The organism is Vulcanithermus mediatlanticus (assembly GCF_055385885.1).
In genome coordinates this window covers 647582-665174 of record NZ_AP042385.1, presented here as the reverse complement: position 1 = coordinate 665174, position 17593 = coordinate 647582, and the positions used below count along the sequence as shown (strand labels likewise).

The window sequence follows — 17593 nt, the reverse complement described above, 5'->3', positions numbered from 1 at the left end:
CGGTAAACGGCAAAGAGCGGGGGCTGGGTCTTCTGTAAGAATTTCTCCACCCGGTGGTGGTGGCGTGCAAAGTGCTCGGCCAGCGCGAGGAGCGACTACTGCTTGGAGATTTTGAGGTGGATGACCCGGGCGGCATGGCGCCGGATGGCCTCCTTCTCTGCTGGTCGGTATCGCAGATGTAGGTCAAGCGTGAGCAGGACCCATTCCCTGTGGGCGACGAAGGCGAGGATTTCCTCGTCGGTGGCGTTCTGCGGAAAATGGTTGTCGTGGAGTTCGACTTTGAGTCCGAGCTCGCGCAATCGGCGCCCAAAGCGTTTTCCTAGGTTGCGGTCGGTAAAGAAAACACTCAAGCCGCCCTCGCCAGGGTATTCTCAAAGACCAGGGCATCCATGACTTCATCGAGGGGTAGTCCGTAATCTTCCGCCAGTTCGCGGGGGTCTTCCCCCGCATCGACGCGTGCGGCGATCACCCGGGTTTCCACCCCACCTACCGAGGGTCTCCCGAAGTGGATGCGGGGGTCTACGTAAATGCTCTTGCGCTCCTCGCGCGTGGGTATGGAAAGGAAAAGTCGTGCTGGGAGGCTTTCCTCCCACTCGATCCGCGTGAGCGCGTTCCTGAGCACCTCCTTGAGGGCCACTTGGCCCGAGCGGTTGAGGCTGATGAGCTGGCCGTAGCGTTCGATGAAGAGGTCCCCGCCTGTGGTCTTGAGCTGGGGATGGATTAAGAGACGCTCAATGCCGAGTTCGCGCTCAGCGTAGTCCAGCGCGCGGCGAATGTCCTCAAGGCGCACCGCGTGCTGGGTGCGGAGGGTTCTGAGCACATAGAGTTCAACGAGGTTGTTCAGGCTCAACCGGTAGATCCCCTCCTGGTTCGCGAGGCGGATGACTGGCGGCGAGAGTTTGGTCCCCTCAGTGGTGGGAAAGCTGCGCCCGGCGATCCAGGCCCGTACGGTGCTCGCCGGAATGCGCAGATAGCGGGCGGCTTCTCCCGTGGTGTAGAGCGGAGTATCACCCAAGGGGTGTGGACGCGTTTGTGTTTCCGCCTTCATGACACCTCCCCCCAGTGCCCTCCTTCATATCCTAAAAGGCTTGGGGCGTTCACTCGGCTTATCACAGCGAACCGCGGTGTGGGCGGGGCCTGCGTTTGAGAGAACAACCGCTCAACGTTCGAAGCGCTCCAGTACCTCGACCACCAGGGCGGCGCCGATGAGGTTCGCGCCGAGCTCTTTTCGGATGCGCTCGGCCCGGAAGACCCGCTCCACCTCGGTGCGGGTGAAAAAGAGCTCGCCGTCGATCTCGACGGGCTCCACGAAGCCGATGGCGACGTACGCGCGCACCACCGAAGACGAAAGTCCGGCCCGGAGGAAGTAGGAAATGGGGTAGCGTTCGGGTCGGGCGAGCATCAGGCCACCACCCCCTTCCGCCGCAAAAGCGCCGCCAGTTCACGGTAGAGCCGTTCTTCCTCGGGGTCGGGGTGCTCGGGGATGACGATGCGCACCTCGACGTACTGGTCACCACGGCCACCCCCCGGTTTCGGCCAGCCCTTGCCCCGGAGCCGGAGCTTCTTACCGTTTTGGGTGCGTGGCGGCACGGTGACCTCGACCATTCCGTCGAGGGTGGGCACGCGGATCTTGCCGCCCACCACGGCGATGGGCGCCGGGACGTTGGCCGTGGTGTGAACGTCGTGGCCCTCGAGGCGGAAGCTTTGCGAAGGCGTCAGGCGAACGGTGAGGTAGAGGTCGCCCGGCGGTTGGCCCGGGCCGCCCTGGCCCGCCAGGCGAAGCCGCTGCCCCTCGCGAATGCCGGGGGGGATGGTGACCTCGATCCGGCGGCCGTCGAGGGCGATCACCTGCTTCCCGCCCCGGTAGGCGAGTTCGAGGGGAATCTCGATCTCCACCTCGTAGTCGCGGCCCCGGCGGGGCCCCCGGCGGACGCCGCCGCTGCCGAAGAGATCTTCGAAGCCGCCGAAGCCGAAGAGGCTCTTGAAGAAGTCGGAGAAATCCCCCACGCCGGCCTCGCCCTCCCACTGCCAGCCGCCGGGGGGCGGCGGGGGCGGGGCCTTGGCCGTGCCGTACTGGTCGTAGATCTTCCGCTTTTGTGGATCGGAGAGCACCGTGTAGGCTTCGTTGATCTCCTTGAACTTTTCCTCGGCCCCCGGGTCCTTGTTGATGTCCGGGTGGTACTTGCGGGCCAGTTTCTTGTAGGCCCGCTTGATCTCTTCCTGGGACGCGGTCCTTGGCACACCGAGGATGGCGTAGTAGTCTTTGTACTCCATGGCGCTTCTCCGATCGGGACTGGCTTTGATCTAGGCCTTCTTTTTGGTCACGCTCACCCGCGCCGGGCGCACGAGCTTTTCCCCGACGCGGAAGCCCTTTTGGTAGACCTCGGCCACCCGGCCTTCCTCCTCGTCTTCAACCACGCCGATGGCCTCGTGGTAGCGGGGGTCGAAGGCCTCGCCCGCGCCCGGCACCTCCTCGACGCCGAGGCCGGTAAGGGTGCGCAGGAAGGCATCCTTGATCTTCCGGACGCCCTCGACCACGGCGTCGGGGTGGGTCTCGGCGTGGGCCAGGGCCCGCTCGAGGTCGTCGAGGATCGGCAGCACCGCCCGCAAGACCTCCATGCGGCCCTCGGCCTTGGCCGCCTCCTGGGCTTCGGCCGAACGCTTGCGGAAATTGTCGAAGTCGGCGAGGAGCCGGATGTACTTTTCCTTAAGCGATTCGAGCTCAGCCCGGGCGGCTTCCAGCTCGGCGGAGACCCGCTCCGCCTCCTCGAGCACCTCGGCTTCCTTCGCCTCAAGCCGGGCTTCGTCGTTGGACGTTTTCTCACTCATCGTTTCACCCCCAAAGGGGGCCCGCCGAGGGGTTACTCGGCGGGCTTGTAGTCGGTGTCGACGACGTCACCCTGGCCCTGGTCGCCGCCCGCCGTGGTGCTGCTCGAAGCGCTCGACTCGTAGGCCTGGATCGCGGCCAGGATCTCGTCGAGCGCTTTTTTGAGCTCCTCGTCGGCGGCGTCCTTTTCCACCAGCGCCTTGGCGTTTTGGATCGCGGCCTCGAGGCGGCTTTTCGCGCTGGCCTCGCCCTCCTTTTCACTCAGGAGGCGTTCGGCCTGGATGCGGGCGGAGTCGAGGTTGTTCTTGAGCTCGACGTGAGCCTTGCGCTTTTTGTCCTCTTCCTCGTGTTTTTTGGCCTCCTCGATCATCCGCTGGATCTCTTCTTCGGAGAGCGTGGTGGTGTTTTCGATCTTGATCGAGGCCTCCTTGCCGGTGGAGAGCTCTTTGGCGGTTACGTGGAGAATGCCGTTACTGTCGATGTCGAAGCAGACCTCGATCTGCGGCACGCCGGCGGGCATCGGGGGGATGCCCTCGAGGCGGAAGTGGCCGAGCGATTTGTTGTCCTTGGCGAGGGGCCGCTCGCCCTGGAGGACGTGCACCTCGACCGCGGTCTGGTTGTGTTCGGCGGTGGTGAAGGTCTCGCACTTGCGGGTGGGGATGGTGGTGTTGCGCGGGATCAGCACCGTCATGACCCCACCTTTGGTCTCGACGCCCAGGCTGAGCGGGGTGACGTCGAGGAGGACCACCTCGCCGACCTCGCCGGTGAGGACCCCGGCCTGGATGGCGGCCCCGAGCGCGACCGCCTCATCGGGGTTGACCGACTTGTTGGGGGTCTTCCCCAGCATTTCCTGGACGATCTGCTGGACCGCGGGCACGCGGGTCGCGCCGCCGACCAGGATCACCTCGTCGATCTGGTCTTTGGTGAGGCCGGCGTCCTTGAGCGCCTGCTCCACCGGGCCCCGGACCCGGGCCAGGATGGGCTGGATCAGGCCTTCGAACTGGGCCCGCGTGAGCTTTTTCTCCAGGTGCAGCGGCGTCTTGCTCGCGGGGTCCAGGGCGATGAAGGGCAGGCTGATCGTGGTCTCGGTGGTCGACGAAAGCTCGATCTTGGCCTTCTCGGCCGCCTCGATCAGGCGCTGCAGGGCTTGGCGGTCGGCCTTGAGGTCGACCCCGTGCTCCTTCTTGAACTCGTCGGCCAGCCAGTCGACGATGGCGTGGTCCATGTCGGAGCCGCCGAGGTGGGTGTCACCCGAGGTCGACTTCACCTCGAACACGCCGTCGCCGATCTCGAGGACGGTTACGTCGAAGGTCCCCCCGCCCAGGTCGAAGACCAGCACCGTCTCGTTGCCCTTCTTATCCAGCCCGTAGGCCAGCGCGGCGGCGGTGGGCTCGTTGATGATGCGCATCACCTCGAGCCCGGCGATCCGCCCCGCGTTGGCGGTGGCTTCGCGCTGGCTGTTGTTGAAGTAGGCGGGGACCGTGATCACCGCTTTCTCGATCTTCTGCCCCAGCTTGGCCGAGGCGTCGCTGACCAGCTTGCGCAGCACGAAGGCGCTGATCTCCTCGGGGGTGTACAGTTTGTCGCCGACCCGGATACGCACCCCGCCGTCGGGGCCCTTTTCCACCCGGTAGGGCACCCGGTTCGCCTCTTCCTGAACCTCTTCCCAGCGCCGCCCGATGAAGCGCTTGACCTCGAAGATCGTCCCTTCCGGGTTCAGGACCGCCTGACGCTTGGCCATGCGGCCGACCAAAACCTCGCCTTCCTTAAAGGCCACCACCGACGGCGTGGTCCGCTCGCCCTCGGCGTTTTCCAAAACCACGGGCTTGCCACCCTCCACGGTGGCGACCACGCTGTTGGTCGTTCCCAAATCGATACCTACGGCTTTGCTCATCGTCAACCCCCTTCTCTCTGCTCATAGCATAGCTGCAGCCAATCGTGATGTCAATAGACCTGAGTCTAGTCTTGTCATATTGCAAATCGGTTCTACGGCACCCTGCGTCCGAGACCCCTGGTCTATACTGAAGACACACATGCGCGGGCGTCCCTTCAACCTCTGGCTCTTGTTGTTGGTGGCGATATTGATCGCCTGGGCGGTGAGCCTCGGCAGTCCTCAGGAGGTCACCGGGACCCTGCCGTACTCGACCTTTCTCAACGAAATTGACGCCGGGCGCGTGCGCGAGGTCGTGATCCAGGGGGATCGCTTGAGCGGCCGGCTCGCCGACGGCTCGCGTTTCGTCACCTATGCCCCGGCGCCTCCCGAGACCCAGGCCGTCCGCTCGTGGGCCGAACAGGGGATCGAGGTGCGGGTAAAGCCGCCGGGTTCGGGGATGGCCTGGCCGGGGCTGCTGGTGCCGTTGCTGGCGATCGGGGCTTTGGTCTTTGGTTTCTGGTACTTTTCGCGCAACGCCCGGGGCGGCGGCGGGACCGATGGCGCCTTCGGCTTTACCAAGAGCCGGGCCCGGGTGCTCACCGAGGCCCCCAAGACCACCTTCGGCGACGTGGCGGGGGCCGAGGAGGCGAAAGAGGAACTTAAGGAGATCGTCGAGTATCTCAAGCATCCCCAGCGTTTCCGCGAGATGGGGGCGCGCACGCCGAAAGGCGTCTTGCTGGTGGGGCCCCCGGGGTCGGGGAAGACTCACATCGCGCGGGCGGTCGCCGGCGAAGCCCGGGTGCCCTTCATCACCGCCAGCGGCTCGGATTTCGTTGAGATGTTCGTGGGCGTGGGCGCGGCCCGGGTGCGCGACCTCTTCGAAACCGCCCGGCGCAACGCGCCCTGCATCGTCTTCATCGACGAGATCGACGCCGTCGGACGCCGGCGCGGGGTTTCGATGGGGGGCGGCAACGACGAGCGCGAGCAAACCCTCAACCAGCTCCTGGTCGAGATGGACGGCTTTAACCAGGAGACCAACATCATCGTGATGGCGGCGACCAACCGCCCGGACGTTCTGGACCCGGCGCTTTTGCGGCCGGGGCGCTTCGACCGGCAGATCGAGATCGGGGCGCCGGACGTTCGCGGTCGGGAGGCGATTTTGCGCATCCACGCGCGGGGCAAGCCGCTGGCCGACGATGTGGACCTGGCCGAGGTGGCAAAGCGCACCCCCGGCTTCGTGGGGGCCGATCTGGAAAACCTCCTCAATGAAGCGGCGTTGCTCGCGGCCCGCGACGGGCGCAAGCGGATCACCATGGCCGACCTCGAGGAGGCCGCCGATCGGGTGATGATGGGGCCGGCCAAGCGCAGCATGGTCTTCAGCGAGCGCGACCGTCGCATCACCGCCTACCACGAGGCCGGACACGCGCTGGCCGCGCATTTCCTCGAGCACGCCGACCCGGTGCACAAGGTCACCATCGTGCCGCGGGGGCGGGCGCTCGGGTTCATGATGCCAAAGCGTGAGGAGATGCTGCACTGGACCAAAAAGCGCCTGCTCGACCAGATCGCGGTCTCGCTCGCCGGGCGGGCGGCGGAAGAGCTGGTCTTCGATGACGTGACCACCGGGGCGGAAAACGACTTCCGCCAGGCCACCGAGCTGGCCCGACGCATGATCACCGAGTGGGGCATGCACCCCGAGTTCGGCACCGTGGCCTACGCGGTGCGCGAGGATACCTATCTCGGCGGCTACGAGACCCGGCGCTACTCGGAGGAGACCGCGCGGCGGATCGACGAGGCGGTGCGGGACCTCATCACCCGGGAATACCGCCGGGTCAAGGCGTTGCTCGAGGACCGTCGGGCCGTCCTCGAGCGGGTCGCCGAGGCCCTGCTCGAGCGCGAGACCCTGACCGCCGAGATGATCGAACGCCTGGTCCAGGGCCTGCCCCCGGAAAGCCAGGAAAAGCCCCCGGGCGGGGAAGGCTCGGCCCTCGAGGGCCGGCGGGTGATCCCGAAGATCAAGCCCGGCGGGGCGTTAGGCGGGGCTTAGGGGGCGGCCCCTCGGTGTACAGCTAAATAAACTGCGTGCGTGGGATGGTACGTTTACATGGATGAAAGTGGTGACCATGGTCTCAATAATTTCGACATCAACTATCCCATCTTTGTGTTGGCTGCGGTGGTTCTGGATACAGGAGGTCGGCGGAAGCTGGAAAGCGGCTTTTCGTTTTTAAAGAGGACCTATTTTGGTACCGAGGCGATTATTTTCCATGAGCGAGAGATTCGAAGACGGGAGAAGCCCTTCGATAACCTTGAAGATGTTGTTTACAGCCGTTTTATCGTCGACCTTACCAAGCTCATCGATGGCCTCGACTTCAAAGTGATCGCTGCCGTCATTGACAAGCGGCGCTTGGTGCAAGCCTACGATACCCCGCGAAACCCATATGAAATCGCCCTTGGCTTCATCATGGAGCGTGTAGCGATGGAAGTCGGTTTATATCACGGTCTGGAATTGCCGATGTTTATCGAAGGCCGAGGCAAAAAGGAAGATAGAGAGCTCCTACGCGTTTTCCGTGCCCTGCGGAGCGGAAGGGATCCTTTAAGCCTGGAGTTGCGGTACGGTGCGAGAGTCACGCTGGCCAAGATGCGTCTTCATTTCCACTCCAAGTTGGAAAATATCGCGGGTTTACAGTTAGCGGATCTTGTCGCGCGGCCTATAGGCCTCAGATATTTGCACCCCGATCAAACGAACCGGGCGTTTGAGGTCATTGACTCAAAGTTGAGAAGGGGGCCTCAAGGTCAGGTCATTGGCTACGGTTTAAAGATCTTCCCAAAAACTCAGCAACTGACATAGCTTGGTTTCCCAAAGCAAGCTGCCGCGTTTTTACGCGGCAGCTTGCCGACCGGTTACTCCAGTCCCTACATATTCAGCTTAGCTTCTTTTGGGCATGAGAAATGTGAGCCCTTACTGCTTGACCTTTTCCTTGAGCGCCTTGCCGGGCTTGAAGGCCGGGTACTTGCTGGCGGGGATCTTGATCTTCTCGGTGGTCCCGGGCTTCACGCCCACGCGCGCTTTGCGCTTACGGACTTCGAAGGTGCCAAAGCCCGTGAGCTGCACCTTGTAGTCGCGGTCCAGCATCTCGGCGATTTCGTTGAGGAAGGCGTCCACGCAGGCCTTGACGTCCTTTTTCTTGAGACCCGTGACGTCGGCGACGTGGCTGACCAGGTCGGCTTTGGTTACCGTCTTTTTCGCCATAACTCCATCACCTCCTTAAAAATGCCCTTCTCATGGGACTATAGCACAGCTTTTGCCCTCTCGCAAGCTCTGTGACGGGATTCTTTACCCTTCGTAGCCTTCTGGGGATCGGAATAGAAATCCTATCCAAGGTATTCCTCAGGTAAAAGCGAGGCCACCGCCGCCTGCAGGCGCTCGGTCGCCGCCTGCAGGCTTTTCTTGTCGAGCTTCTGGTCGCTGAAATCCAGCGGCGGCCCGTAGCGGACGGTGATCGGCCGGAAGGGCTTCGGTCCCTTGCCCACCGGCCAGGCCTTGTCGGTGCCGATGACCGCGGCCGGCACCACCTTGGCGCCGGTGCGGATCGCAATGGCCGCGGCGCCGGTTTTAAACGGCTGCAGCTTGCCATCCCGGGACCGGGTGCCTTCAGGGAAGATGCCAAAGGCCAGCCCCTGCTTCAGGGCACGGATCGCGGCCTTCACCGCCGAGAGGTCGCCGGCGCCGCGCTCGAGGGGAATGGCAAACAGCCGGGGCAGGATGAAGGAGAGTACGGGCAGTCGGAAGAGTTCGGCTTTGGCCACGTAGGCCACCGGGCGGGGGACGCCGTAGGCGATCACGATGGGATCCAGGACCGAGAGGTGGTTGGAGGCGATCAGCACCGGCCCATCCTTGGGGATATGCTGCTGGCCCTCGGCGCGGAGTCGAAAGATGGGTTTGATGGTCAGGCCCACGATTGCGTGGGCGACGCGGTAGGTCAGCGTGGGTCGGGGCGTCACGTTTTTACTCTAGCGGAAGAAGCCCGGTGATGTTTTCCTTCCGGGCCCGGCCCGCCAGCCGGTGGGCCCAGCGCAGGGGTTCGGGGAGCTTGGTTTTGGTGGGCAGCGACCGGAGCCAAAAGAGCGCTTCCGCCATGCCCACGCGGTGGCCAGGGGAGACGTAGACCGGCTTGACCCCGCTCCGCGAGCGGTAGACCCAGCCGATCTGCACCCCGGGGCAGTCCGGGCAGGGGACGCCCAGGGCACGCGAGGGACCGCAGAGCGGCACCGCCGATCCGGCCTCATCGGCGAGCGTCCCCGTCTCCCTGCCGTAGAGGCGGCGCTTGGCCACGCCGACCGCGGGCAGGTTGAGGTGGACCCCGAGGTGGGCGGCGATGCCGAGGCCCCGGGGGTGGGCGATGCCCTGGCCGTCGACCAGGAGGCCCTCGGGGGCTTCGGGCAGGGCCGAGAGCGCCCTGAGGTAGGCATCGGCCTCCCGGAAGGAGAGGAACCCGGGAACGTAGGGGAAGAGGTCTTCTTCAGCCACGTGGGCGCTGGCGGCGGCGAGGACGCGGTTCGAGTCGCTGTCCCAGAGCACCGCCACCGCAAAGAGCCCCTCGCCCTTTTTCGCCGAGGCGTCCAGGGCGGCGATGCGCCGCACCTTGGTCGCGTCGCCCCGCAGGATGACCCGCTCGCGGAGCGCTTCTTGCATTTGCCGGGCGGCCTCGAGGGAATCGGGCTTGGGAAATGGCACCACGCTTCCACCTTAAGCCCTTGGCCCCAAGCGAGCCTCAGCGCCCGGCGCCGAGTGCGCCCCAGGCGTCGGCGGCGCAGATTCGCCGGCTGCTTTTGTCGGCCGGATCGGCGAGTTTTTTGCCCAGGGCCCCTTTGGGGATCACTGCGCCGCTTCCCGTAGCCGGGTCATCACCTCGTGGTCGCCGGGGTCGGTCCCGTAGAGGAGCGCCAGGTAGTAGCTCACCCAGGCCATCCGGTACCAGTAGGCGACGGCCTCCGGGATCGCGCCCTGGGCCTTTGGCGGGGTGAGCCGCTCGATGCCCGCGACCCGGGTCTCCAACACCTCAAGCGCCAGATCGGTGGCCTCGTCCTCGCCGATGACTACCGCCAGCAAGGGGTCGCCCTGTTCGTGCCTGGCCTCGAGGGCGCTGATGAAAAACTCCAGCGCGCTCGGTGGCGGGGCGATGGAGAGGCTCTTGCCGATCCGGGCAAAGAGCTGCTGCAGCGCCGGGGCCAGCATGGGGTAGCGCTCGGAGACCACCCAGATCGGCGTCCGTTCGAGCAGGGTCCAGGCCAGGAGCTTGGCCGGGTTTTCCGTGGTGGCGACGTTGGGCTCGGCGCGCTCGCACTCGGCCTCGAGGGCGGCGTCGATCTCCGCTCCGAGCGCGGATTCGCCGCTGGCCTCGAGGACGAACCTGAGGTAGCGGTACGGCGAGAGGGGGTGGAAGTCGATCTTGACCTCGGCCGCCTCTCCCGGCCCCGCGATCACCACCCGGCCGCTCGCTTCCCGGGCGGCGGCGATCAGCCCCTGGAGCCGGCCGAGTCCGAACCCCCCGGCCAGGACGAAGGTCGTGCCCTGGGCCAGGGTGGCCGGGATCCGCTGGGAGAGGAGCTCGGCCGGCCACCACCCTTCGCCAAACCCCACCACGCCGAACGGCGCGGCGTAGGTTTCCTGGGGCCTGGGGAAGCTCGCGGGCAGCTGGCTCAAGGCCTGGCCCAGCTTGGAGGGGTCGTTGCGGTAGGTTTCAAGCCGGTCAAGGTCGGGCATCGCCTTCCATCTTACGCCAGGCCCGGATTCTCCCGGTAAGCTGGGCGTGCATGCGCTGGCTGTGGCTCCTTTTGCCCTTTTTGCTCGCCTCGTGCCTGGAGAGTGAGGCCCGGTTGGTCTGGCACCAGGACGGCCGCGTCGATCTCACCCTGAAGCTCAGCGGCCAGGGGGTGACCGGGGTCGCGGACGAGCTTTCCCGGAGGCTGGCCAGGCTCGGATTTAAGGTGGACCTGGGTCCGGCTTCGATCGAGGCCCAAAGGATTTATAAGGCCGCCGGGTGGGACCGGTGGACGGGGTGGCTCCCGGGCCGGGTGGCCTTTCGCGACGCCTCCGGGCTCACCTTCTACCGGGTGAGCTACGTGTTCTTCGAGGACTACGGCCTTACGGGCCGGCTCATCCCCGCCCGGGTGGCGGGCATTCCCCAGGTCTTTTCCGGTTTTCCCTTTCGCTTCGTGGTCGAGGCGCCGTTTTTGCCCATCGAGAGCAATGCCACCAAGCGGCTCGGACGGGCCCAGGTGTGGGAGGGGACGCTCGGGGAGCGTTTCGACCTGCGGCTCCGCTACCGGGTGTGGTACCCGGAACGGGCGGCGGTGGTTTTGGTCATTTTGGGGCTTGGGTTTCTTTGGCGTAGGTCACGACGGCCTCGAGGGGGCTAAACCCCAGCCGCTCATAGAGCCGGCGGGCTTCCTTTTCGTGGTCGTGGGCCCGGACCCGGAGCCAGCGCGCTCCGCTCTCGAGGGCCGCTTTGGATGCGACCGCGAGCAGCGCTTGCCCGATCCCCTGGCCCCGGGCCTTGGGGATCACCCCCAGGTAGGCGACCTCGGCGGCGTCCTCGAGGGTCTCGACCTCGACCATCCCCACCGGTTCGCCGTTTTGGTAGGCGAACCACAGCCGGCAGTCCGGCTCGGCGAAGTGTTCGAGGAGCTCGAGGTCGCTCCAGGCCAAGCGCAGGCTCCAGCCCTCGTCGCTCTCCTTGTAAACGGTGCGGTATTCTTCCGGGTCCAGGGCGAAGACCTCCTCGATGGTCACCCCCTCGGGTACGGGGAAGGGGAGTTCCCGTGGCTCGGTGATGTAGAAGTAGGTGGTGTGAACCGGGCCGAACCCCGCGGCCTCGAGGGCCGCGCGCAAGGTGGCGTTTTCCTCGGTGGGGAAGGCATAGAGGGTGGGCACGCCGCGCTCGGTAGCCGCCGCTTCGGCGGCCTTGAGCAGGCCGGCGGGATCGCCCCGGCTGACCGGTCCTTCGATCGCCGCGCCCCGCCAGAACGGCACCAAGGCGGCAAACCCCGAAAGCCGGTCCCCCTGGTATTCGACCCAGCCCTCCTCGACCTCGAAGGCCAGATCCTCGATCGTCCGGCCCTCCGGCGCCAGGGCGCGCCGGGCCGGGTCGGCGTCCATCCAGCGGAGGAGCTCGACCAGCGCCGGCAGGTCAGTGGGGGAAATCGGCCGGATCATTACCCGCATTGTACCGCGGGCTTCCTCCGGCCGCTTTCAGGGCTTGATGGACCCCGCCGCGGCGAAAGCCACGGCAGGGCCTCGAAAAAAAGCAAACGAGCGCCCGTCGTTTCTTAGTGCCAGCGGATCACGTGCTCGATCGGCAGGCGGTGGTGGGGAAAGCCTTCCTCGTCGCGAAGGCCGATGGGCAACAGGGCGGGAATCGCCACGTGCCGGGGTAGGTCGAGGATGGCCTTCACCTGTCCGGGGTCAAAGCCCAGCATGGGCACGCTGTCGTAGCCGTAGGCGCGTACGATCAGCATCAAAAAGCCGAGGTAGATGTAGGTCTGCCCCGCGCCCCAGGCCTCGAGGGCCTCGCTGGGCTTTGCCTCGAAGGCCTTGAGGATGCCCGCTTTTTGCGCCTCGCGCCGCTCCCCCTGGACGCCGGGGTGGATTACCGCATCGAGGTTTTTGAGGGTGTCCTGCATGTCGCTGTAGATCACCAGAACCACCGGCGCCTCGGCCACGTGGGCCTGGCCGAACGAGGCCTCCTTGAGCGCTTCCTTCGTCGCCTGGTCGCGAACGACGACGATGCGCCAGGGCTGGAGGTTCCAGGCGGAAGGAGCCTTTTGCGCCAGCGAGAGCATCTCGCGGAGCGTGTCTTCGGGGATCGGGTCCTTTTTGTACTTGCGAATCGATCGGCGGGTCAAAACCGCGCTGCGGACGTCGAGGAGCGAAGCGGTTTCGGTGCTCATGGGCCTACCCTACCCACTGGCCCCGGGTCTGGGTGTTGGAAAATGAACAATTCGGGGCAAAGGTTACAGATTGAGCGCCTTGAGCAGGCCCGCATCATCATAGAACTCGAGGACCGTGAGCCTCGCCTCGTCCTGCTCCAGGCGGAGCCCCTCGTCCATGGGCAAAAAGGGGAGGGCGAGACCGAGGGCGGCGCGGTTCACGGTGCAGTTGCCGATGACCAGGAAGGCCTGCCCCCGGTGCTGGGCGAGCAACTGGCGAAGCAGCGGCTGGCTGCGGAGCCAGACCTGGGCCACGCTCTCGCCCCCCGGCGGGGCGAAGCCGGCCTCGCAGGCGGTCCACGCATCGATGGCCTCGGGCCAGCGCGCCCGCACCTCTTCAAAACGAAGACCCTCCCACGCCCCCCAGTGGCGCTCGCGGAGCTCGGGGTAGAGCGCGTGGGGGATGCCGAGCGCTTCGGCGACGATGCCGGCGGCCTCGGCCTCGGCCCGGCTGTCGGCGGCGTAGACGGCCGCCGGCTGGAAGGCGCGGGCCTTTTCCGCCAGTGCGCGCATGGCGTCTCGGCCTGCCTCTTCGAGGTCGAGCCCGGGGTGGCTGTAGAGTACCCCGGCCGGGTTTTCCACCGGCCCGGCGCGGGTAAGGAGCAGGGTGGTCTTGGCCTTCGGCCCTTTGAGGAAATGCCCCAGCATGCCCATACCGGTAAAATACCCGCTGTATGCCACTCGTTGTCGTCAACCCGGCGGCCGGTCGGGGGCGCGTCGGTCGGCTCTTTCCTCGAATCGAAGCCTGGCTCAGGACGCATGCGCCCGGGGCAAGGCTGGTGCTCACCCGGGAGCCCGGGCACGCCGAGGCGCTGGTTCGGGAAGCGCCCGAAGAACGGATCGTGGCCGTCGGGGGCGACGGCACCGTCCACGAGGCGCTCAAAGGGCTGCGCCAGGAACAGATCTTCGGGGTGGTGCCGGTGGGAAGCGGAAACGATTTCGCCCGCATGCTCGGGCTTCCAAAGCTGGGCCTCGAGGCCGCCCTCGAGCAGGCCCTCAACGCACCGCCCAGGCGCGTCGACCTCGGATTGGTCAACGGCGAACCCTTCGGGGCCAGCCTGGGGCTCGGCTTCGACGCCGGCGTGGCCCGGCGGGCGCTTTCCGCCCCCCGTTTCCTGCGCGGCATGCCCCGCTACCTCTACGCGCTCTTTTTGGAACTCCAGGGCCTTGAGCTGCCCGTGCTCCGGCTCGAGGCCGGCGGGGAAGTTCTCTTCGAGGGCCCCGCGCTGCTCGCCGCGGTGATGAACGGGCCCACCTACGGGGGCGGGTTTCCCATCGCCCCCATGGCCGACCCCGCCGACGGGCAGCTCGAAGCCATCGTCGCCGGCCGCTTTTCCCGGCTCGGGGTGGTGGGGATTTTGCCAAGGCTGATGCGGGGCACCCACATCAACCACCCCCGGGTCACGCACTTCCAGGCCCCGGCCTTCACCGTTCGCTTCGACCGACCGACCCCGGCCCACGCCGACGGCGAGGTGCTCACCCCCCGCGAGGTCTACGAGGTTCGGCTTTTGCCGGGTGGTCTTCAGGTCGCGGTGTGACCGCCCCGTCGCGGCGTTCGCCACGGTGGGCCGGGAAAACGAAAGCGGCGGCCAATCGCCCAGAAAAGCTCGAGGGCCCTCGCTTTGCCGTCGCCGTTTGGCCTAGAAGTCGCGAAAGGTGCGAACGAAGGGTTCGGGGGGGGTTGGCGGCTTTCCGCCGCTGGCCCAGGTGAACCGCAGATCACGCAGCGGTCCCTCGCCGACGCCCATGCCATCCGGAAACAGCGGCCGGTAGTCGAGGGGTGGCTCGATCGGGGCCCAGTCGGCAAAGGCGGCGAAGGTTTTGGGATGTCCGACGAGATAGACGTAGGTGGTGTCGTTTTCCTGCCAGGCAAAGCGCACCACGCCGGGGAGTTCTTTGGGAAGCGGCGTGCGCTTTTGAAAGAACCCTTGCGCCCGGGCCGGCCGCAGGCGAAGGGTGACCTCGAGGGCGGTCCCGAGGAGGCCGAAACTGCCTACGAAGGGCCGCACCAGGTCATACCCCTGGACGTTCTTGATGACCCGGCCCCCGGCTCGGATCAGGCGGCCGCGGGGGGTGCGGTAGGTGAGCCCCAAGATCTCGGAGGGGAAGAAGAAATTCTGGCCAAATCCGCCGCGGGCCACGAGTTCGCCGAGACCGCCCGGCAGCTCGACCGGGGGAAATGGGGGCACGAGCCCCTGGGGCAGGGCGTCCCAGATTTCGAGCAGCGGCGTGTCCCCGGTGGCCACCAGGTACTGGTCGTCGCTCGCCAGCTCCAATACCGGCACGGCTCCAGTCTATCGGAAGCGCTCGCAGCGTGAGCGGTAGGGGTCTTCGGTCCAGCCCACCCGGTCGCCGAAGCGAAGAACCCAGCCCGCTTCGTACCGGGGCCAGGGCGCATAGCCGGCCCGCAGCGGCTCGCCCTTGGCGAATCGGGTCCAGAGGTCGGCCATCACCTCGCCCAGCGCCTGTGCCCGCTCGAGGTCGCGGGCGCTGGCGAAGGCGATGGTGAAGGGCCAGACCCGGTAGGTTCCGAAGACGAAGGGCAGCTCGAGCCCGTGGAAGGCCCCGGCGAAGCCGAGGGTTTCCGATCGGTAGGTGAAGAGGTAGGCGTAGGTCGGGCCCCGGTGCAGCCGGGCGGCGCGGTAGGTGGGGCAGAGCAGGACCCGCTCGGTTTCGAAGGCGTAGAAGGCCTCGAGGGGATCGGTGAACCGTCGCTGGTAGCTCCGGCGTACCGCGGCGGGGTCTTCTTTGGTCCGGGTCTTCACCAGGGCTTCAAACGCCGGCCAGCTGCGGGGGCCGAGCCCGTAGAGGCCGAAATTGAGCTTGTATTCGTCGGCGTTGGCCCCGGCGATGAGGGGGATATCCCTCGCCCGCCCCTGGCGGAGGGCGGCTTCGGGGTCCTGGTCCAGCACGTAGCCGTCGATGTGGGGCTTATAGGGCTCTTTTTGGAAATCGGCCAGGGCGTCGACGCCGTCGAGGAGCGAAAGCAGCGCTTCCACCGGTAAGCGCCGCCAGCAGGCGGTGTCCTCGAGGCCGCAGCCGAGCCGTTTTCCAATCGCTTCGGCCACGCGGTAGCCATCCTCGAGGCTTCGCGCCTGGTCGCATCCGCCCGACTCGAGGATCGCCCTTTGGAAAAGGCGCCGGGCCAGGGGGCTGGTGAGCAGGGCGCAGACCGACATCGCCCCCGCCGACTCACCAAAGACGGTGACGCGCTCGGGGTTCCCGCGAAAGACGCCGATGTTCTTGTGGACCCAGCGCAGGGCCGCGATCTGGTCCAAAAGGCCGTAGTTGCCGGTGGAGCGGTCGGGGTCTTCGGCGGCCAGGCCCGGCAGGGCCAGGAAACCGAAGGGCCCGAGCCGGTAGTTGATGGTGACCACCACCACGCCGCGCCGGGCCAGGGCGCGTCCGTCGTAGATGGGCACCGCCCCGCCGCCGCCGGTGAAGCTGCCGCCGTGGATGAAGACCATCACCGGGAATCCCCCGGGCGGCGGGGGCGAAAGCGGCATCCAGACGTTGAGGTTGAGGCAGTCTTCGTTTTGCGGTGGCAGGTAGGCGCCGAGCCGGATCTCGGCCGAACCCCGCTGGGGGCAGGCGGGGCCGGGGGTTCGGGCCTCGAGGCGCGCGGGCCACGTGGCGAGGCGGGGCCTTTCCCAGCGGCCGGCGTGGGCGTAGGGGATGCCGAGGAAGCGGGCCACACCCCCGACCTCGTCGCCGACGGCGAGCCCGGCGGGCGTCGGCCAGTACACCTGGGCCAGGGCGAGCGAGAAAAAGAGCAGCGCCGGAAGGAGCCTTCTCATGATCGCTCGATCCTGACCGCGTCGCCGAACCAGAGCGTGCGCTGGGGGAAGGGGATTTCGATGCCCTCGGCGTCGAGGCGGTTTTTAATGCGCCGACGGAACTCCCGGCCCACGCCCCACTGTTCCTTGGCCTTGGTGTTGAAGAGCACCCGAATCACCACCGCGCTGTCGGCGAGCTCGTTGACCCCCAGCACCAAGGGCGGGTCCACGGTGAACTTATTACGCCACTCGGGGTCGTGGTAGAACTTTTCCGCCTCATCTTCGATGATTTTGAGCGCCCGGTCGACGTCTTCCTTGTAGGCCACGCCCACGTCGATGAGGGCCCGGGCCCAGTCGCGGCTCATCACCGTGACCTGGTTGATCTGGCCGTTGGGGATGAAGTGGACGCGGCCCTCGAGGTCCCGCAGCACGGTGAGCCTGAGGTTCATGCGCTCGACGCCGCCGGCCAGGTCGCCGACCTTGATGATGTCGCCGACGCCGTATTGGTCTTCCAGCAGGATGAAAAAGCCGTTGATCACGTCGCGCACCAGGTTTTGCGCGGCGAAGGAGATGGCGAGGCCGGCGATCCCGGCTCCGGCCACCAGGGCGCCGACGTTGATGCCCATGTTCGAGAGCGCGAGCAAGGTGCCGAGGGTGATGACCAACGCCTTGAGCGTGGACTCCACCACCCCCATCAGGGTCTTGGTGCGGACCTGCTCGCGGATAAATTCCGGCCCCTCGCCGAGCTTGACCCGGGCCGACATGAGCCCCACCAGACGGTAGGCCACGTAGGTGCCCACGGCGATGAAGAGCACCGCCAGCCCGCTTGAGCCCATCCAGCGGATGAGGAGGCTGCCCCAGGTGTGGAAGGGCTCGATGGCGATGCTGAAGAGGTAGGTGAGGAACGAGACCAGACCAACAAAGACCACCAGCCACCACGCGCGCCCCAGCCAGCGCCAGAAGACGTCGTCCCGGGGGTCCTTGGTCAGCTCGGCGATCCAGGCAAAGCCCCGGCTGCCGCTTTTGGCCAGGTGATAGGCGAGGAAGGCGGCGACCAGGGCAATGAGCCCCTTGGCCAGGAGGCCGCCGGTCCCAGCCCCCGCCAGGCCCAAAAGCTCGTTCGCCATGCCA

The 17593-nt window shown here is 66.5% G+C and carries 20 protein-coding genes; 4 read left to right on the top strand and 16 right to left on the bottom strand.

The window, feature by feature from the left end:
* Window positions 1-95: 95 nt before the first annotated feature.
* From ACZ5BT_RS04330 to dnaK, 6 genes are all read right to left on the bottom strand, one after another.
* Window positions 96-350 (bottom strand): PIN-like domain-containing protein, encoded by a 255-nt coding sequence (locus tag ACZ5BT_RS04330; protein ID WP_464885389.1) that lies wholly within the window; start codon window positions 348-350, stop codon window positions 96-98.
* Complete coding sequence (locus tag ACZ5BT_RS04325) at window positions 347-1048, bottom strand: DUF433 domain-containing protein (protein ID WP_464885388.1); 702 nt, start codon at window positions 1046-1048, stop codon at window positions 347-349. The genes ACZ5BT_RS04330 and ACZ5BT_RS04325 overlap by 4 nt, the downstream gene beginning before the upstream one ends.
* Window positions 1049-1159: 111 nt before the next feature.
* Complete coding sequence (locus ACZ5BT_RS04320; protein ID WP_464885387.1) at window positions 1160-1402, bottom strand: chaperone modulator CbpM; 243 nt, start codon at window positions 1400-1402, stop codon at window positions 1160-1162.
* On the bottom strand, window positions 1402-2274 hold the full coding sequence (locus ACZ5BT_RS04315; protein WP_464885386.1) for a DnaJ C-terminal domain-containing protein: 873 nt from the start codon (window positions 2272-2274) through the stop codon (window positions 1402-1404). Before ACZ5BT_RS04315 ends, ACZ5BT_RS04320 begins: the two co-directional genes overlap by 1 nt.
* A gap of 30 nt (window positions 2275-2304) precedes the next feature.
* Complete coding sequence (locus ACZ5BT_RS04310) at window positions 2305-2829, bottom strand: nucleotide exchange factor GrpE (protein ID WP_464885385.1); 525 nt, start codon at window positions 2827-2829, stop codon at window positions 2305-2307.
* A gap of 32 nt (window positions 2830-2861) precedes the next feature.
* Window positions 2862-4721 (bottom strand): molecular chaperone DnaK, encoded by a 1860-nt coding sequence (gene dnaK, locus ACZ5BT_RS04305; protein ID WP_464885384.1) that lies wholly within the window; start codon window positions 4719-4721, stop codon window positions 2862-2864.
* Between the two features lie 139 nt (window positions 4722-4860).
* On the opposite strand from dnaK, the gene ftsH reads away from it, so the two are divergent.
* Complete coding sequence (gene ftsH / locus ACZ5BT_RS04300) at window positions 4861-6744, top strand: ATP-dependent zinc metalloprotease FtsH (protein WP_464885383.1); 1884 nt, start codon at window positions 4861-4863, stop codon at window positions 6742-6744.
* A 39-nt stretch (window positions 6745-6783) separates the two neighbouring features.
* Entirely contained in the window at window positions 6784-7545 is a 762-nt protein-coding gene (locus tag ACZ5BT_RS04295; RefSeq protein WP_464885382.1) for a DUF3800 domain-containing protein, read from the top strand.
* 111 nt (window positions 7546-7656) lie between these two features.
* On the opposite strand, the gene ACZ5BT_RS04290 is transcribed toward ACZ5BT_RS04295, so the two are convergent.
* From ACZ5BT_RS04290 to ACZ5BT_RS04275, 4 genes are all read right to left on the bottom strand, one after another.
* On the bottom strand, window positions 7657-7947 hold the full coding sequence (locus tag ACZ5BT_RS04290) for an HU family DNA-binding protein (RefSeq protein ID WP_464885381.1): 291 nt from the start codon (window positions 7945-7947) through the stop codon (window positions 7657-7659).
* 122 nt (window positions 7948-8069) lie between these two features.
* Window positions 8070-8699: a lysophospholipid acyltransferase family protein gene (locus ACZ5BT_RS04285; RefSeq protein ID WP_464885380.1), complete on the bottom strand. Its 630-nt coding sequence runs from the start codon at window positions 8697-8699 to the stop codon at window positions 8070-8072.
* 4 nt (window positions 8700-8703) lie between these two features.
* A complete protein-coding gene (locus ACZ5BT_RS04280) occupies window positions 8704-9390 on the bottom strand; it encodes an endonuclease V (RefSeq protein WP_464885765.1) in 687 nt (228 codons plus the stop codon).
* 183 nt (window positions 9391-9573) lie between these two features.
* Entirely contained in the window at window positions 9574-10461 is an 888-nt protein-coding gene (locus tag ACZ5BT_RS04275; RefSeq protein ID WP_464885379.1) for an SIS domain-containing protein, read from the bottom strand.
* A gap of 50 nt (window positions 10462-10511) precedes the next feature.
* On the opposite strand from ACZ5BT_RS04275, the gene ACZ5BT_RS04270 reads away from it, so the two are divergent.
* Window positions 10512-11117, top strand: a complete 606-nt coding sequence (locus ACZ5BT_RS04270) for a hypothetical protein (RefSeq protein WP_464885378.1) — start codon at window positions 10512-10514, stop codon at window positions 11115-11117.
* Here ACZ5BT_RS04270 and ACZ5BT_RS04265 read toward each other — a convergent pair.
* The 3 genes from ACZ5BT_RS04265 to ACZ5BT_RS04255 form a co-directional block, all read right to left on the bottom strand.
* On the bottom strand, window positions 11062-11913 hold the full coding sequence (locus ACZ5BT_RS04265; protein WP_464885377.1) for a GNAT family N-acetyltransferase: 852 nt from the start codon (window positions 11911-11913) through the stop codon (window positions 11062-11064). The two genes, ACZ5BT_RS04270 and ACZ5BT_RS04265, sit on opposite strands and share 56 nt — an antisense overlap.
* Before the next feature lie 113 nt (window positions 11914-12026).
* Complete coding sequence (locus ACZ5BT_RS04260; RefSeq protein WP_464885376.1) at window positions 12027-12647, bottom strand: nitroreductase family protein; 621 nt, start codon at window positions 12645-12647, stop codon at window positions 12027-12029.
* A 63-nt stretch (window positions 12648-12710) separates the two neighbouring features.
* A complete protein-coding gene (locus tag ACZ5BT_RS04255; RefSeq protein WP_464885375.1) occupies window positions 12711-13340 on the bottom strand; it encodes a histidine phosphatase family protein in 630 nt (209 codons plus the stop codon).
* A 20-nt stretch (window positions 13341-13360) separates the two neighbouring features.
* On the opposite strand from ACZ5BT_RS04255, the gene ACZ5BT_RS04250 reads away from it, so the two are divergent.
* The gene (locus ACZ5BT_RS04250) at window positions 13361-14224 is read left to right on the top strand and encodes a diacylglycerol/lipid kinase family protein (protein ID WP_464885374.1); all 864 of its coding nucleotides are present in this window, start codon (window positions 13361-13363) and stop codon (window positions 14222-14224) included.
* A gap of 102 nt (window positions 14225-14326) precedes the next feature.
* On the opposite strand, the gene ACZ5BT_RS04245 is transcribed toward ACZ5BT_RS04250, so the two are convergent.
* From ACZ5BT_RS04245 to ACZ5BT_RS04235, 3 genes are read right to left on the bottom strand one after another with little or no spacing between them, the layout of a single operon-like run.
* On the bottom strand, window positions 14327-14962 hold the full coding sequence (locus tag ACZ5BT_RS04245; protein WP_464885764.1) for a DUF5639 domain-containing protein: 636 nt from the start codon (window positions 14960-14962) through the stop codon (window positions 14327-14329).
* 18 nt (window positions 14963-14980) lie between these two features.
* Window positions 14981-16483 carry a carboxylesterase/lipase family protein gene (locus tag ACZ5BT_RS04240; RefSeq protein ID WP_464885373.1) on the bottom strand — a complete coding sequence of 501 codons (1503 nt, stop codon included), beginning with the start codon at window positions 16481-16483 and terminating at the stop codon, window positions 14981-14983.
* Window positions 16480-17589, bottom strand: a complete 1110-nt coding sequence (locus ACZ5BT_RS04235) for a mechanosensitive ion channel family protein (protein WP_464885372.1) — start codon at window positions 17587-17589, stop codon at window positions 16480-16482. The genes ACZ5BT_RS04240 and ACZ5BT_RS04235 overlap by 4 nt, the downstream gene beginning before the upstream one ends.
* Window positions 17590-17593: the final 4 nt, after the last annotated feature.

Coding starts and splice junctions, on each gene's coding strand:
- ACZ5BT_RS04310 (WP_464885385.1), bottom strand. CDS start 2,829: ATGAGTGAGAAAACGTCCAACGACGAAGCCCGGCTTGAGGCGAAGGAA.
- ftsH (WP_464885383.1), top strand. CDS start 4,861: ATGCGCGGGCGTCCCTTCAACCTCTGGCTCTTGTTGTTGGTGGCGATA.
- ACZ5BT_RS04290 (WP_464885381.1), bottom strand. CDS start 7,947: ATGGCGAAAAAGACGGTAACCAAAGCCGACCTGGTCAGCCACGTCGCC.
- ACZ5BT_RS04265 (WP_464885377.1), bottom strand. CDS start 11,913: ATGATCCGGCCGATTTCCCCCACTGACCTGCCGGCGCTGGTCGAGCTC.
- ACZ5BT_RS04320 (WP_464885387.1), bottom strand. CDS start 1,402: ATGCTCGCCCGACCCGAACGCTACCCCATTTCCTACTTCCTCCGGGCC.
- ACZ5BT_RS04325 (WP_464885388.1), bottom strand. CDS start 1,048: ATGAAGGCGGAAACACAAACGCGTCCACACCCCTTGGGTGATACTCCG.
- ACZ5BT_RS04275 (WP_464885379.1), bottom strand. CDS start 10,461: ATGCCCGACCTTGACCGGCTTGAAACCTACCGCAACGACCCCTCCAAG.
- ACZ5BT_RS04255 (WP_464885375.1), bottom strand. CDS start 13,340: ATGGGCATGCTGGGGCATTTCCTCAAAGGGCCGAAGGCCAAGACCACC.
- dnaK (WP_464885384.1), bottom strand. CDS start 4,721: ATGAGCAAAGCCGTAGGTATCGATTTGGGAACGACCAACAGCGTGGTC.
- ACZ5BT_RS04260 (WP_464885376.1), bottom strand. CDS start 12,647: ATGAGCACCGAAACCGCTTCGCTCCTCGACGTCCGCAGCGCGGTTTTG.
- ACZ5BT_RS04250 (WP_464885374.1), top strand. CDS start 13,361: ATGCCACTCGTTGTCGTCAACCCGGCGGCCGGTCGGGGGCGCGTCGGT.
- ACZ5BT_RS04235 (WP_464885372.1), bottom strand. CDS start 17,589: ATGGCGAACGAGCTTTTGGGCCTGGCGGGGGCTGGGACCGGCGGCCTC.
- ACZ5BT_RS04240 (WP_464885373.1), bottom strand. CDS start 16,483: ATGAGAAGGCTCCTTCCGGCGCTGCTCTTTTTCTCGCTCGCCCTGGCC.
- ACZ5BT_RS04280 (WP_464885765.1), bottom strand. CDS start 9,390: ATGCAAGAAGCGCTCCGCGAGCGGGTCATCCTGCGGGGCGACGCGACC.
- ACZ5BT_RS04315 (WP_464885386.1), bottom strand. CDS start 2,274: ATGGAGTACAAAGACTACTACGCCATCCTCGGTGTGCCAAGGACCGCG.
- ACZ5BT_RS04270 (WP_464885378.1), top strand. CDS start 10,512: ATGCGCTGGCTGTGGCTCCTTTTGCCCTTTTTGCTCGCCTCGTGCCTG.